Consider the following 14,219-nt stretch of genomic DNA (forward strand, 5'->3'; position numbering starts at 1 on the left):
ACGTCATTCGGGAGACCTGTATATGATACCTACTTATGAATTGGACGACGATCAATGGAATCAGCTCGTCCAAGACGTAGCCGACCATTTCGGCGATGTTACCCTAAGCAGAGGGTTTCAATATTATAAGCAAGGCTGCGTAGTAAAGCTTACGATTCCCACCCCACGATCCGTAAAGGCGCTCGTCGAGGGATCCGAATATTATCAAGTCGAGATTAACCTCGACAGCTTCTCTGCCAGCCGTTGCAACTGTCCGGTCGGCAGGAATTGCAAGCACATGTTTGCCGCGATATTGAAGTATGCCCATTTGCACAACCGATCGGTACACACGCTCGTGAATGCCAAGACGACAGCCCTTACGAAGCCGCAATCAGCGATAGCCTCGTCAGCGAAATCTTACAACGAAGCCAAGCAATTCGCAGCGAAAAAAGCTGCGGATAGCTATGCGAGATTGCAACAGCAAGCAAAGCTCATCCCTCAACTGAGCATCTCGGAGTGGCATGCGTGGTTCGAGCTGGCTACGGAACGAACGTTGCAAAGCTCGCGGAACACCCAGTTCGTTACCGATTCGTTAGCTTCCATATTCCGTTATAAGCCTTCCCTCCCGCAGGAGATCGAACTATTTTTTATTCTTCATGCCCATCTGTTCGTCTTATCGAGGCTAACGAAGCAACCGCAGGACCAATCGGGATACGTCTATTCTTATCTCGCTTTTCATACCCATCACGCCGCATCGGACTTGCAAGAGTCGATCGAGCAGGGAATGATTCAGCTTGCGCCTGCGGCCGCCGATCCTTCCAACGCTCGGATGGTTGAACAAAGCTTAGCTTATTTGCGCAAGGAAATGCTAGCGGAAACGAACGAAAACCGTTATTTTCTTACCCATTATCTGAAGCTTTGGAGCCAGTGGATCGTACCGGTTACCAGTGACACTCTTCGCTTTGAAGAAGAATTGCGACTGTTAGAACGCGAGTCCACAGAGCTCGGTTCACCCCTTTCCCCTTTCGCGTATAACATCGCCCAAGCCGGGATGAACCTCTATCTCTCCCGAGACTCAGAAGCATGGGAGCTGCTGAATGAAGCGAAGTCGATCTCCGGTATCTCCGGGGATTATTTATTGGTTTTCTTAGCTTATCTCTCGAACGCGGAGCAATGGACGCGTCTAACGAATTGGTTAGGGGAAATAACGCCTTATCTTGACTTGCGCCGAAATACGAGCCTGCGTACCTACTCGGACTACTGGGAACAAGCCGTAAGCCATCTGCCCGAAGCCGAACAGCAAATGTGGGATACCCTTGTCGCCATGCTCCCGCATTCGCGCGCGCTCTACGAGGAGAAGCTATTAGCGAACGGCAAGTGGGAGCGTTGGATGGATTTCCATCTGAGTCGGGACAGCGATCCGATGGACTTCCGGGTGACGGAGCTCGCGCCGATCGAGAAGAACGCGCCCGAGCTCCTCTTGCCCTTCTATCACCAAGCCGTCGAACGATATGTTTTAGTGAAAAATAGGGATAGCTACAAGGCAGCGGTAAAGTTGCTGAAGCGTCTGTCTAAGCTGTACAAGAAATTAAAACAAGAGAGTAGCTGGGAGCAATTCCTTTCCTCGTTTATTTCCCGGCATAGTCGTCTTCGCGCGCTACAAGAGGAGCTCAGGAAAGGAAACTTGCTGCCATGACCACGAACAGACATACCGAATCCATCCATATTCAAGTTATCTTCGACGGGCATGGCAATGCTCTTATTCATGGTTCCTACAATGAACATACCTATGCGACCGGGGTCCCGCTCAAACAGGCGTTATTCGCATGGCACGAGCCCTCCTTCTATGGAACGGGACTGGAAATCCGCCATCTCGAAGGACTCGAGCTTGTTCTTCTTCCGGCGGAGATGGTCATCCCGTTCTTCGCGGAAGCCAAGCTTCTTCACCACATAGATTGGGTTTGGAGCGATGTCGCCCGGCAGCTTCTGCAGATTGCGCCCGCTCTTGCGGCTTGCCTGCAAGAGAAACGATACATCCCTAACTTCGAAGCTTTCCAAACCGGCAAGCTGCAATGGACTTGGGATGAAGAGGCCTTAACCGAGGACGAACGCTCTGCCTTAGAAGTAACCGAGGAGCTAGCCGACTTCATCGAAGGCCTAAGAGCGGCATTCTCCGCCACCGTCTTCCATACTTATTACGGCACGGAAGCGACGGCTTCGGATTTAAGACGGGAGTATCCGCTGTTGTTCTCTCGTAAAAAGGTCGATTACACGGGCTTGGATGAACGGGAATGGTTAGTGACGATCGGTTGGAAAGCAGACTACGCCCCCTTCCGGCCGGCCTTGCAGTTGCTTGAACCTGACGAGGAGCAATCCGATTGGCGGCTTCGACTCGTCCTGCAAGATAAGCGGGACCCGGCAGAGATCGCAATCGTCCGAATGACTGCGGGCGGCGACGTATTCGGATCATGGCCGAGCGTATGGACACCGCATGTGAAGCTACGTTCCGGCAGTTGGTTGGATAGGCTGCGAGGCATTTTGCCGGATGATCGATTTAACGGCGCCCGCGACGATGTATTCGCCGAAGCTATGGATGATGAAGCCGCTTGGCGCTTCTTGACAATAGATAGTCAGCATCTGCTAGAGGCGGGCTGGCAAGTGTTGCTGCCCGCCTGGTGGGAAACGGTCAGCCGGAAGAAGCCTCGTCTGCGCGCCAAGGTAAGCTCTGCGTCTGACGAAGGAGGACGCAACGTCGGATCGTTGTTCGGACTCGACTCTCTGATCGATTTCGATTGGCGGATCGCCATCGGCGAAGTCGATCTGTCCGAAGCTGAATTTGCGGAGCTCGTTGCTCGTAACGTCAGGCTTGTCCGTTTCCGCGGACAATGGATTCAATTGGACCCCGCTTTGCTCGCTCAAATTCGCAGAGCGATGGCATCCGTGGACAAGAATCAAGGCCTTTCATTTCAAGACGTGCTTCAGTTGCATCTGCTCGGAAGCGAAGGCTCCGTCGTGGAGCAAGCGGCCAACGCTGACGGGGATGAGGCGGAGCATTCGGAACGAATCCGGCTCGAAGTCGAGCTTAACGAGCATTTAATCAAGCTGGTCAGCCAGCTTACCCAGCAGACGGAGCACCCGAAGCTTCCGGTACCGACCGGATTGCGCGCGGAGCTGCGTCCCTATCAACAAGAAGGATTCGCCTGGTTGTCCTTCCTGCGCCGCTTCGGGCTTGGGGCTTGCCTAGCGGACGATATGGGCCTCGGCAAAACCGTGCAGCTCATCGCCTATCTGCTGCATATCCAAGAGACCGCTCCCTCGGACGCAGCTACGGGCAAATTCCCTTCCCTGATTATTTGCCCAACCTCCGTTCTCGGTAACTGGCAGAAGGAAATTAGCCGGTTCGCGCCTTCCCTGAAGGTGATGCTTCATTACGGAAGCAGAAGGCTCAGCGGGGACGACTTCATCGAGGAAGCCAAGCAAGCCGATGTCGTGCTGACTTCTTACGCGACTTGTTCTTTAGACCAGGAAACGCTTCAAGATCTGACTTGGACTTCCATCAGCTTGGACGAAGCGCAGAACATCAAGAACGCCCAGACCAAACAATCGACGGTCGTTCGTAGCCTTCCCGCAAGGCATCGCATCGCCCTTACCGGGACGCCGATCGAGAACCGGCTTGCCGAGCTATGGTCCTTGTACGACTTCATCAACCCGGGATACTTGGGCAGCTCCCGGGAGTTCAACAACCGGTTCGCGACGGCTATCGAGAAGGACAGAGACGAACAAACGACGGCCGATCTTCAGAAGCTGATCAAGCCTTTCATGCTGCGTCGCAAGAAGAAGGACCCGGCCATCCAACTCGACTTGCCCGATAAGAATGAAATGAAAACTTATGTTCATCTGACTGCCGAGCAAGGCGCGCTATATGAACAAACCGTTAATGAGTTAATGGAGAAAATGCAGAAGCTCGAGGGGATCGAACGTAAAGGGGCGATTCTCGGGGCGTTGACCCAACTGAAGCAGCTTTGCGACCATCCGATCCTTCTAACGAAGGAATCGTTGCCGGACGCGCCGGAGACAAACGAGGATACTCCGAAGCCGTCCGACGGTCCGCTCCTCGATACGGAAACGCTCATAAACCGATCTTCGAAGCTGGAGCGTCTGCTTGCTATGGTTAGGGAGCTCCGCGAAGAGGGCGAACGCTGCCTGATTTTCACCCAGTATATCGGCATGGGACAGATGCTGAAGCTCGTTCTAGAGCAAGAGCTCGAAGAGCCCGTTCTTTACTTGAACGGAAGTACGTCTAAGACGGCACGCGACCGCATGATCGAGCAGTTCCAATCGGCAGAGCAACCTCCGTCGGGCGATCAGCCGAGCGTGTTCATTCTCTCGCTGAAAGCCGGAGGAGTCGGCTTGAACTTAACTGCCGCTAACCACGTCTTCCACTTCGACCGCTGGTGGAATCCGGCCGTCGAGAACCAAGCCACGGATCGCGCCTATCGAATGGGCCAGACTCGGGACGTGCAGGTACACAAGTTCATTTCACTTGGTACGCTTGAGGAAAGGATCGACGAGATGCTGGAAAGCAAGCAGCAGCTTAGCGAGAACGTTATCTCCTCTTCCGAGGGCTGGATTACCGAGCTGTCGACGGACGAGTTGAAAGATCTCTTCACGTTGCGGCGGGATATGATAGGCTAAATGAATAAAGACACTGGCCTCTGGGGCCAGTGTCTTCTTGTATACCTAGTTAGTAATGGCGCTGCATGTTAGCCGCTTTCTTAAGCCGCTTGCGAATCGCGGCGTTGCCGGCGATTACCGTTAATGAGCCTGCTGCAATTCCAATCGCTGCAGTCGTCACGTCCGTTGCTCCTGAGCTGGCCGCAACCGAGCCGACAGTGAAACCGAGCGTAATCCCTATCGCCGCAACCACAATACCTAATGCCTTGCCCACATTAGAAATAAATCCCGTAACGACGGTCGCCGCGCAGGCTATCGATGTTAATACTCCGGCTATTCCCAAGAGGAGCATAAGATCACCCATTCTAGTAAATTTGATTTCACTACTAGAATGGACAGATGTCGTATCCGATAAACCTGTATTCATCCGCAATTGTATGAAAAGACGTATCTTTACTCGTGATCCAAGCTCGCCCCGCTCACGCCTTTTAAGTAAGCTTTAATTTGCTTCTGCATCTTATAGGCGATTGGCATGATCACTTCTCCGTTGCTCGTTCGCAGCTTTACGATATTCAGAATTCCGTCGAAGGAATCGATTCGTTCCAGGTTGAGGATCGTCCCGCGATCGGTACGCATGAACCCCGAATTCCCGAGAAACAAGGACAAATCCTTCACCTTGGTAATCATTCTGTACTTGTCGTCGTAAGAGTAGATCATGACCTCGCCGGAGCCGTTCGTCTGCAAATAGACAATCTCCTGCACGTCCAATAATCGGAATTCCCCATTGGAATTCAACAAAGGCAGCAGCACCGTTCTTCCCTCATTCGCAAATAAGATGAATACAATCCGCCACGCGGGAAATGATATCAATAAATATTAGCCGGATCCCAAACTATAATCCAACATCCTAATTATATCGTTAAATACGACTTATGAATACTATTTATCATATTAATTATATCCATCGACTAATTCATTCCTCCTTGATGCTTCACTACACTTTAATCAAAGAGGTGCGTTCGATGGAAATTAATGTGCTTAAGCTTGTTGGGCAAAGGATCCGGACCTTGCGGAAAGAACGGGAAATGTCGCAGGAGCTGCTAGGGGAAAAGGGTGGATTTCATTACTCTTATATCGGACAGATCGAAAGAGGCGAGAAGAACATTTCGCTTCTTAACCTTGCCAAGATTGCGTCCGCGTTGGACGTAAGCTTGTCCCAACTCTTTACCTATGTTGACGAAGAAGAGAAACGGACCGAAACCGAGGCGGACTTGCAGGAAATATTATCGACGCTAAGATACCAAAAACCTGACCAAGTACGAATGGTCAGGAATGTCGTGAGAGAAATATTAGTGGAGCATGACCGGTATTCGACAGACTGATGCGATTAAGCGGAGGATGACGAACGAGAAGACGCATATTGCAAGATCGCCGCGGCTGCGCGCTCGCGCCGGTCCGCGTCGTCGCTTCTCATGGCTTCTTTCATAATAGCGAGTGCTTCATCTATCGTTTGCTGGTCGACATGGACATGGGCATGATCATCTACCGGAGACCGTGCCTTCTCCATAGTCTGCGGCTCAATTCCTCGCTCCAACTGCGCATATGAAATCGGATATTCGAACTTCTTTATGGCCCCAGGATAGCCGAGAAATTCCCGTACGTAATCATTCAACTCCGACCGAGGAATACATTGAAGCCACGTCACGCCGCGCCGATGGCATAATCCATCCTCCACGGAGTCGGAAGCATCCACATAATAATAATCGCCAACGTCTCCGAGATAAACGGAATCATTCTCGGACACTAATACATAATCCCCATCCTGCATCTCATTCACGAAAGCCGACAGCTCATCCACGCCGTTTAAGAGCTCCTGACCCTCGTATTCGTACGCTTGAGTCAGCCGCTCCTTGAGCTCGTTCGGACTGATATTGTCCAAATCCCCGATCCCCGGGTAACCAATGCTTATGTAGTTATCCTTAAGAAACCCTGCCATCCGTTCTATCCCCAGCGGATTGGATTTCACTTGATACAAATTCATCGCCGACACCTCCATCTACCGCTCAATCACCCAAACCAATGACTAATATAGACCATGATCAACAACCCGAATATGAACGAATACGTAGAAGGCCGTTCGTAGCCGTGGCCATGGCTTTCGGGAATAAGCTCCTTATAGGAGATGAACAGCATAGCCCCGGCCGCGAAGGCCAGTCCGAAACCGATCAGATTCTGAATACTGCTGGCCGTTAAGTAGCCGATCAATGCGGATACGGCCTCCATGAGTCCCGTCAGGAAAACGATCGCGAACGATTTGAGCTTGCTCACCTGCGAATTGATCAGGAAGACCGCGAGGATAAGCCCCTCCGGCATATTCTGAGCTCCGATCGAGATCGCGACCATCGGCCCTAATCCTTCGTTCTGGCTCGCATAACTGAAGCCTGTGCTCAGCCCCTCGGGAATGTTATGGATGAATAGAGCAATGATGACTAAGAGAGACTTGGAATCGAATGAACTGACGCGGCTGTCGTTCTCGACGTCGATGTGCGGAATATTTTTCTCGATCAGGTCGAGCACGACGATTCCGATCATCATGCCTAAGGTCAGAGCAATGATACCGGATTCCTTGATCGCTTGCGGCATTAATCCGAACATGGATGCGGATACCATGATTCCCGCGGTGAAGGCGACCAGAATATCCTTCCACTTCTCGGACAGCTTCTTAATGAAAAATATAGGAGCGGCTCCAAGGACGGTAGCCATTGCGGATATGAAACTTCCGATTAAAGCAGATTCCACGTTCAAGTACTCCCTTCGTGCCTAAACAAGCAAGCGATATGAATTGATTCTAATTTGTAATCCCTTCCTTTGCAATGTTCCCCTTCCTATTGTCCTATTCCAAAAGCGCCGCGACTATACGCTTGTCAGTGATATAATGACTTCATGCGATTAGTTCGAGACACAAGCGTATCGGCTTCGGAGGAGTTACTATGGATAATATGCGTTTAGATCCGCGGATTCTAGATCGGACAAGGGAAACCACCCACCGAGACATTAGCTACCCGTTCGCCTTGGACGAACTGCTCGGCAGGCAGACGGGAGCCGGGGGACCTTCGGTTTGCCATCTCTGGCGGCATCCTCGGGCGTTCGTCATCGGATCGAAAGATAGCCGGTTGCCCGGAGCGGCAGAGGCGATTAGATGGTTGGAAGCTCAGGGGTATTCCGTGCTTGTGCGCCATTCCGGCGGGGCGGCCGTTCCGCTCGATCCGGGCGTCGTTAACCTCTCCCTCATCCTCCCCATTCGCGCAATGGCGGATCAAGGATTCCATGCGGACTTCGAGCGGATGTACGCGTTGATTCGCCGAACTTTGTCCGAGTACGGCTGCATGGTCGACAAGGGAGAAGTCGCAGGCTCCTATTGTCCGGGCGATTACGACTTGCAGATCGACGGTCTGAAATTTTGCGGAATTGCCCAACGGAGGCAGGTGCGGGCTATGATCATTCAAGCTTTCGTTATCGTAAAAGGATCGGGTTCCGAGCGCGCCGAATTGGTCAGGGAGTTCTACAATCGTGCGGGCGTCGGGGCGAAACCGGACGACTATCCCGTCGTTCGGCCTGAGGTAATGACGAGCTTGCAGGAGAGAACCGTAACCGGGCTTGGCGGAGCGGAAGATTTTGCGGATGCGATCGTGCGGAATTTGCGGGAAAGCCAACCTGTGATCTCGGGTTCTGATGCGGCTCATCCGATTCACATGCCGGAGGGTACGGCGATTGTGGGTTCCGATGCGGCTCATTTGTTTCGCATGCCAGACGATACGGAGATTGCGGAGATGTGCGAGCAACTTAGGCAGCGGTATCCTTTGCCTAGACCTTAGACTATGGATAATGTCGGGTGCCCCATGAGACTCACCTCGTCCCCATAACTGTAAATGTACAGTTATTTCCCATGTTATCCTCGCTATTTAATTAAATAACGGGAAAATTACAGCTATTTAGGCAGAATGCTCGGACTATCTTCCCCCATCTGCGATAATAACTGGACTTTTACAGGTATTTGCTAATAAGTAACCTTTCCACGCTGACTAAATGTATTTTTACAGGTATTTCTTATCCGCATCTATTCACATGACCACGTTTCATAAATCCGCTTCACCGCCCTTCGCAAGCGAAACGCTTTCTGATCGCAACAAAAAGCCCCGACAGGCTGCGCTTCGCAGTCTATTGGGGCCATCGGTATTCGATGATTAAACTTTTTTACTCGCGGAGTTGATCTCATGCTCGTTCTGATGCCATTTTCTAACCATGCCTTGATAGAACAGGTTCTCTTGTCCGGTTAACCCTTGCTTGTTATCCTTCATGATCATCGATCCAATGTTACGTTTCAGGATCTCGCTACGGCGCCTTAACATTTCAATGTGAGTCATGCTGTAATACCTCCGGATGATGTTCTCCCTTTAAGTGTACCGATTATCCTTAGCCATGGAAAACCGCATACGGGAGCCTCTCGCCCGATAAGACGCGCTAAGAAATAATGAGATTTCGTCCAGCCGCTATTTTCGGAAAAATCCTTCTATATCCTCTATATAACGTTCCCATCGCAAGTCGCAAGAAGAGACCAGCTTGGCAGCTGGTCTCATCATCGTCAATCCGATGGGTCTATCCGATTCTTAGTAAACCGCTTTCCACTCCGCGATGTTGGAAGCATCGAATTTGAACGGGGCGCCAAGCATGATTTGCGTGCCTTCGCCGTCCGCGATAACTTCTTTCTCGCCCAGCGTACCTGCCGTCAATTTGTCGCCTACTTTACCGGTAATCGTTCCTTTAACGAGAGCATCGGCCGCATAGCCGGACAGGTATCCTACGTCAAGCGGATTCCACAGGTACATCCAAGGGCATACGCCGCTTTCGATGTATTCCGCCATTTCGCTCGGCAGGCCAAGGCCGGTCAATTGCACTTTGCCTTTGAGCCCTTTGTCCGTCAATACTTTACCCGCGGCAGCGATCCCTACCGTAGTCGGAGCAATGATTCCCTTGAGGTTAGGATACGATTTAAGCAGAGCTTCCGTCTCGGATACGCTCTTGTCGCGAAGATCGTCGCCGTAAGCCACTTTAACCAATTTAACGTCTTTGTATTTCGGATCTTCCAATTCTTTTTTCATCCACTCGATCCAAGCATTCTGGTTCGTTGCTTGGGATGTCGCGCTAAGAATGGCAATTTCGCCGGATCCGCCGATCATCTCGACTACGCCTTGGATCAGCGTACGTCCGATAAGCTCGGGATCTGCTTGGTTCACGTGGACCAAGCGACTTTCCGCGTTAACGGCGGAATCGAGGGACAACACTTTGATTCCGGCTTTCATCGCTTTTTCCAAAGCCGGTTGAAGAGCATCCGGGTCATTGCCGACGATAGCGAGAGCATCGACCTTCTGAGAGATCAACTCGTCGATCATCGTAATTTGAGCTTCCGCGGTCGGTTGGTCGGGCGCTTTCAGAATCGCTTCGTAACCGAGCTCCTCGATCGCTTTCTTGTACCCTTCCATTTCCTTCTCGCCGTACGGGTTACCGGTATTCTTAAAGATGATAGCGAATTTCTTCTTGCCGCCCGCATCGCCGGACGGCGCCTTGCTCTCCCCGGAGGCTTTCGGGCTGCTCGAGGCTTCATTGCCGCCTTTGTCGTTATTGCTTCCGCAAGCCGATACGAGTACCATCAACATCACTGCCGTCAGACAGATTCCCAAAAACTTTTTCACTTTCATTTCCTCCCTTTTCGTCTGTAATTTCATCTATACATAACAGTCTTCGGACCGTAATGTAGCGCGAGTCACTTCTTGCGTCCCGTGGCGAAGCGTTGCTTGAGCTGCGGGATCGCCACCGAGAAAATAAGCAATAAACCTAAGATGATGAGCAGCATTTGGGCGGATACGTTCACGAGTCCTAGCCCGTATCGCAGGAAGCCGATCAGGAATACCGCAAGAATCGCCCCGATCATCCTGCCCTTTCCTCCAGCCGTGCTGATCCCGCCGAGCACGACCATCGCAATGACTTCGAGCTCATACCCCGTCGCGATGTTCGGACGCGTGCTTCCCATTCGCGAGGTCAGGAAGATTGCCGTTACGGCAGCCATCAACCCGGCAAGCGTGAAGACGACGATCTTGATTCTATCTACTTGAACGCCGGAGTACCGGCTCGCCGTAGCATTGTTGCCGATCGCGTATACCCGTCTGCCGAAAGTCGTCTTGTGGAGCAATATCCAGAAAACGACGGCGACCACCACGAAAGCGATAAGAATGAAAGGAATGCTGCCCACATAGTCCCACGCCAGAAACTTGAACCATTTCGGAAATTTGCCCGAAGCCTGATCTTCCAGCAAGATATAAGCGATTCCCCTGTAGATGATCATCGTCGCCAAGGTCACGATAACCGCGGACAGCTCCTTAAATCTGACGATCAGCATTCCGTTAATCCAACCGCATAACGTGCCTACCGCCAAACAAATAACCATGGCCATTTCCATCGGCATTCCGTGATTGTACAAATCGGCCATGATGACGGAGGATAAAGCAACGGTCGAACCGACGGAGATGTCGATATCTCCCATCAGGATGATGAACACCATCGGCAGCACGATGAAGGCCTTATCCAAGAACCCCATCGTCGCGTCCCTCAGGTTATCGTAGTCCATGAAATACTCGGACAAATTCGCGTTCATGACGAACACGGCCATAATCAGGACGACCAGCAGCCACTCCCATTGGAGGAAAAAGCCTTTAAGCGTAAAATCCTTCTTGTTCGCAAGCAATCTCGGTTCCATGGCTTATATTTTCCTCCTCATCAGATGATTGCGGTCGATTCCCCGCTTGACCAGAGCATTGACCAGCACGGCTATGAGGATAATCGTCCCTTGAATGAACATTTGCCAGAACGGCGAAACGTTGATCATCGGAAGGGCGTTGTTCAATATTCCGAGCAAGACCGAGCCGAGCACGATTCCGGATATTTTCCCTACGCCGCCGGCGATGCTGACCCCGCCGAGCACGCAGGCCGCGATGACGCTAAGCTCGTAACCGGATGCGGTATCTCCTTGAGCAGAGGCGAATTTGGATACCCATAGCACGCCCGCAAGCCCGGATAGACCGCCCATGATCGTATACACCAGCCACAAAATTCTGCCCGTGCGAATCCCGCTGATCTCCGCCGAATCCGGGTTGCTCCCGACCGCGTAAATCCGTCTCCCCGTACGGGTGTGGCTTACGAAATAATAAGCAACGATGTAGATAAGAATGGCGATCAGGATCAGATTGTTAATCCCGAATACCGAGCCCGTCGCGATGGCTTTGAAGCTGGCCGGCATCTGATGCGCGCTGACCCATTTTCCGCCGCTCGTCTCGAAGGTTAATCCCCGGAACACGTTCATCATTCCCAAGGTCGCGATGATCGGCAGAATATTGACCCAAGCAACCAGGAAGCCGAGCACCATCCCGCATACCAATCCGATTCCGACTCCTACCGCAACCGCAAGCAGCGGATGCAGTTCCGGGTAATGGCTTACCGTCAACGCGGCGGTCATTCCCGACAAGGCTAACGTCGCTCCTATCGATAGATCGATACCTCTCGTAATGATGACCAGCATCATTCCGACTGCCAGAATGCTGAGGATCGCCGTATTCGTAGCAATATCGCTTATATTTTCCCATGTGAGGAAACTCGGATTGCGAAGCTGTACGCCAACCGATAACAAGAGAATGAAGGCGAGCAGCCCCAGCTCCCGGAATTTCGCGATCATGGCGCTAATCGAACGTTGCTGCGTTTTTGGTCCTACCTGTGCCCCTTGCAATCCGGCGGACTCCGTTGCTGTTTGTTTCATGCTCCAGCCCACCTCTTACCGTCTGTATTTGGCGCCGTGTCATCCATCGACGCTTCCAGAATCGCCTCCTGCGTCAGGCCTTTCCGGTCTAGCATTGCCGTTACCCGGCCTTCGCGCATGACCGCCACTCTATCGCACATCCCGATGATTTCCGGCATTTCGGAAGACACGAGAATGATGCCGTATCCGGCGCACGCCAGATCGCTTATCATTTCGTAGATCGCGGATTTCGCTCCGACGTCCACCCCTTTAGTAGGTTCATCCAAGATGAGCACGTCGAGCTCGGCCGTAAGCAGCTTGGCGAATACGACCTTCTGTTGATTGCCTCCCGACAGGGAACTGGCGAGATCGAACACGCTCTTGGCTTTGACGCTCACTTTCTCCGCCAGCCGTTTCGCGACGTCCAATTCCTTGCGGGAATTGACCATGCCTTTGTTCGCGAATTTGCTCAGCGTCGGCAACGTAATGTTCCGGCCGATTCCCCATTGCAGCACCAAACCTTGCTTCTGCCGATCCTCGGGCAGGTAGCCTATTCCCTGCTCCATGGCGTCCCGCGGGCTTCTGACTTTGAGCTCCTTGCCTTTGAAGAAAACCTTCCCCTTGTCGAAGCGCTCCACGCCGAACAAAGTTTGGCATACCTCGGTTCTTCCGGCGCCGACAAGCCCGGTCAAGCCCAAAATTTCTCCTCTTCGCAACGAGAACGAAACGTCCGCGAAGTAGCCCGTTTTCCCTAGCCCTTCCAACCGGAGCAACTCTTCGCCGATGTCCGCTTCTTTCTTAGGGAACAATTGCGAAATCTCTCGCCCGACCATAGCGATAATCAAGTCCGAATTCGAAATTTCATCCACGTTCCAAGTTCCGATATATCGGGAGTCCCGGAATACCGTCACCTTGCTAGCCAAACGATACATATCTTCAAAACGGTGAGAGATAAAAATGATAGAAGCTCCGTTATCCCTCAACCGTTCCGCGATCCGATACAATTCTTCGCTCTCGTTTTTCGTTAGCGCCGCCGTCGGTTCGTCCATGATGATGATTTTGGCGTCCACCGACAGCGCTTTGGCAATCTCGACGATCTGTTGCTCGGCGACGCTAAGCGCGCCCATCAGCGTCTTCGGACTGAAGCTCGCGCCTAATTCCTTCAGCAGGCTTCCCGCTTCCTCATGCATTTCGCTCCAACGGATGCGCCTTGTCCCCCGTTGGATTTTCTCATGGCCCATGAATATGTTTTCCGTCACGCTAAGATCGGGATAACAGGTCACATGCTGATAAATAGCCGCGATTCCCGCTTTCTGGGCATCCGTGGGATGGCGGAATTCCACCTTCCGGCCGTTCAGGTACATCTCGCCTTCCTCGGGAGAATGAACGCCGGTGATGACCTTGATGAAGGTCGATTTGCCCGCTCCGTTCTCGCCCATCAAGGCATGAATTTCTCCCGGCTTCAACTTGAAATAAACGTCGTCCAGAGCTTTAACCCCTGGGAATATTTTGGTGATGCCTTTAAGCTCTAGCACGTATTCCGAATTGGCCATGCCCGCTTCTCCTCCTTCTCTCTAGGTGCCTCTCTTTCTCGTAAACTAAAGATACAGGTGATAGCGCTTTCTCCATAGGAGACATTATTCAGGTTGGGGGGATAAAACACGGGTAACGCAAAAAAACCGAACGCCAATTATCGGCGTCCGGGTCAATATCCTGGTGCTAT

13 protein-coding genes are annotated in these 14,219 nt (G+C 52.1%); 4 read left to right on the plus strand and 9 right to left on the minus strand.

Features of this window, described 5'->3' with window-relative positions; translation table 11 throughout:
- Positions 1 to 22: 22 nt before the first annotated feature.
- Together L3D05_RS11980 and L3D05_RS11985 are read left to right on the plus strand one after the other, a co-directional pair.
- Positions 23 to 1,675 (plus strand): SWIM zinc finger family protein, encoded by a 1,653-nt coding sequence (locus tag L3D05_RS11980; protein ID WP_239616286.1) that lies wholly within the window; start codon positions 23 to 25, stop codon positions 1,673 to 1,675.
- Entirely contained in the window at positions 1,672 to 4,674 is a 3,003-nt protein-coding gene (locus tag L3D05_RS11985; protein ID WP_239616287.1) for a DEAD/DEAH box helicase, read from the plus strand. The genes L3D05_RS11980 and L3D05_RS11985 overlap by 4 nt, the downstream gene beginning before the upstream one ends.
- Positions 4,675 to 4,723: 49 nt before the next feature.
- Here L3D05_RS11985 and L3D05_RS11990 read toward each other — a convergent pair whose 3' ends face one another.
- Positions 4,724 to 5,005, minus strand: coding sequence for a hypothetical protein (locus tag L3D05_RS11990; RefSeq protein ID WP_239616288.1), 282 nt, complete (start codon positions 5,003 to 5,005; stop codon positions 4,724 to 4,726).
- Between the two features lie 101 nt (positions 5,006 to 5,106).
- A complete protein-coding gene (locus L3D05_RS11995; protein WP_239616289.1) occupies positions 5,107 to 5,463 on the minus strand; it encodes a LytTR family transcriptional regulator DNA-binding domain-containing protein in 357 nt (118 codons plus the stop codon).
- Positions 5,464 to 5,675: 212 nt separating this feature from the next.
- Here L3D05_RS11995 and L3D05_RS12000 point away from each other — a divergent pair, with 212 nt between their 5' ends.
- Complete coding sequence (locus L3D05_RS12000; RefSeq protein ID WP_239616290.1) at positions 5,676 to 6,035, plus strand: helix-turn-helix domain-containing protein; 360 nt, start codon at positions 5,676 to 5,678, stop codon at positions 6,033 to 6,035.
- Between the two features lie 5 nt (positions 6,036 to 6,040).
- On the opposite strand, the gene L3D05_RS12005 is transcribed toward L3D05_RS12000, so the two are convergent.
- Positions 6,041 to 6,694, minus strand: coding sequence for a DUF8426 domain-containing protein (locus tag L3D05_RS12005; RefSeq protein WP_239616291.1), 654 nt, complete (start codon positions 6,692 to 6,694; stop codon positions 6,041 to 6,043).
- 26 nt (positions 6,695 to 6,720) lie between these two features.
- Positions 6,721 to 7,452, minus strand: a complete 732-nt coding sequence (locus L3D05_RS12010; protein WP_239616292.1) for a ZIP family metal transporter — start codon at positions 7,450 to 7,452, stop codon at positions 6,721 to 6,723.
- Positions 7,453 to 7,643: 191 nt separating this feature from the next.
- Here L3D05_RS12010 and L3D05_RS12015 point away from each other — a divergent pair, with 191 nt between their 5' ends.
- Positions 7,644 to 8,528, plus strand: a complete 885-nt coding sequence (locus tag L3D05_RS12015; RefSeq protein WP_239616293.1) for a lipoate--protein ligase family protein — start codon at positions 7,644 to 7,646, stop codon at positions 8,526 to 8,528.
- Positions 8,529 to 8,897: 369 nt separating this feature from the next.
- Here the strand turns inward: L3D05_RS12015 and L3D05_RS12020 are convergent, their stop codons facing one another.
- The 5 genes from L3D05_RS12020 to L3D05_RS12040 all read right to left on the minus strand — a co-directional run bounded on the left by L3D05_RS12020 (position 8,898) and on the right by L3D05_RS12040 (position 14,049).
- Positions 8,898 to 9,077 (minus strand): hypothetical protein, encoded by a 180-nt coding sequence (locus L3D05_RS12020; protein ID WP_239616294.1) that lies wholly within the window; start codon positions 9,075 to 9,077, stop codon positions 8,898 to 8,900.
- A gap of 243 nt (positions 9,078 to 9,320) precedes the next feature.
- Positions 9,321 to 10,403, minus strand: coding sequence for a rhamnose ABC transporter substrate-binding protein (rhaS, locus tag L3D05_RS12025; RefSeq protein WP_439647943.1), 1,083 nt, complete (start codon positions 10,401 to 10,403; stop codon positions 9,321 to 9,323).
- Positions 10,404 to 10,474: 71 nt separating this feature from the next.
- A complete protein-coding gene (locus L3D05_RS12030) occupies positions 10,475 to 11,464 on the minus strand; it encodes an ABC transporter permease (RefSeq protein WP_239616296.1) in 990 nt (329 codons plus the stop codon).
- Between the two features lie 3 nt (positions 11,465 to 11,467).
- Entirely contained in the window at positions 11,468 to 12,517 is a 1,050-nt protein-coding gene (locus tag L3D05_RS12035) for an ABC transporter permease (protein ID WP_239616297.1), read from the minus strand.
- Positions 12,514 to 14,049, minus strand: a complete 1,536-nt coding sequence (locus L3D05_RS12040) for a sugar ABC transporter ATP-binding protein (RefSeq protein WP_239616298.1) — start codon at positions 14,047 to 14,049, stop codon at positions 12,514 to 12,516. Before L3D05_RS12040 ends, L3D05_RS12035 begins: the two co-directional genes overlap by 4 nt.
- Positions 14,050 to 14,219: the final 170 nt, after the last annotated feature.

The organism is Cohnella mopanensis (genome assembly GCF_022352055.1).
In the GTDB taxonomy this organism is placed as follows: domain Bacteria; phylum Bacillota; class Bacilli; order Paenibacillales; family Paenibacillaceae; genus Cohnella; species Cohnella mopanensis.

Coding starts and splice junctions, on each gene's coding strand:
- L3D05_RS11980 (WP_239616286.1), top strand. CDS start 23: ATGATACCTACTTATGAATTGGACGACGATCAATGGAATCAGCTCGTC.
- L3D05_RS11985 (WP_239616287.1), top strand. CDS start 1,672: ATGACCACGAACAGACATACCGAATCCATCCATATTCAAGTTATCTTC.
- L3D05_RS11990 (WP_239616288.1), bottom strand. CDS start 5,005: ATGCTCCTCTTGGGAATAGCCGGAGTATTAACATCGATAGCCTGCGCG.
- L3D05_RS12000 (WP_239616290.1), top strand. CDS start 5,676: ATGGAAATTAATGTGCTTAAGCTTGTTGGGCAAAGGATCCGGACCTTG.
- L3D05_RS12005 (WP_239616291.1), bottom strand. CDS start 6,694: ATGAATTTGTATCAAGTGAAATCCAATCCGCTGGGGATAGAACGGATG.
- L3D05_RS12015 (WP_239616293.1), top strand. CDS start 7,644: ATGGATAATATGCGTTTAGATCCGCGGATTCTAGATCGGACAAGGGAA.
- L3D05_RS12020 (WP_239616294.1), bottom strand. CDS start 9,077: ATGACTCACATTGAAATGTTAAGGCGCCGTAGCGAGATCCTGAAACGT.
- L3D05_RS12030 (WP_239616296.1), bottom strand. CDS start 11,464: ATGGAACCGAGATTGCTTGCGAACAAGAAGGATTTTACGCTTAAAGGC.
- L3D05_RS12035 (WP_239616297.1), bottom strand. CDS start 12,517: ATGAAACAAACAGCAACGGAGTCCGCCGGATTGCAAGGGGCACAGGTA.
- L3D05_RS12040 (WP_239616298.1), bottom strand. CDS start 14,049: ATGGCCAATTCGGAATACGTGCTAGAGCTTAAAGGCATCACCAAAATA.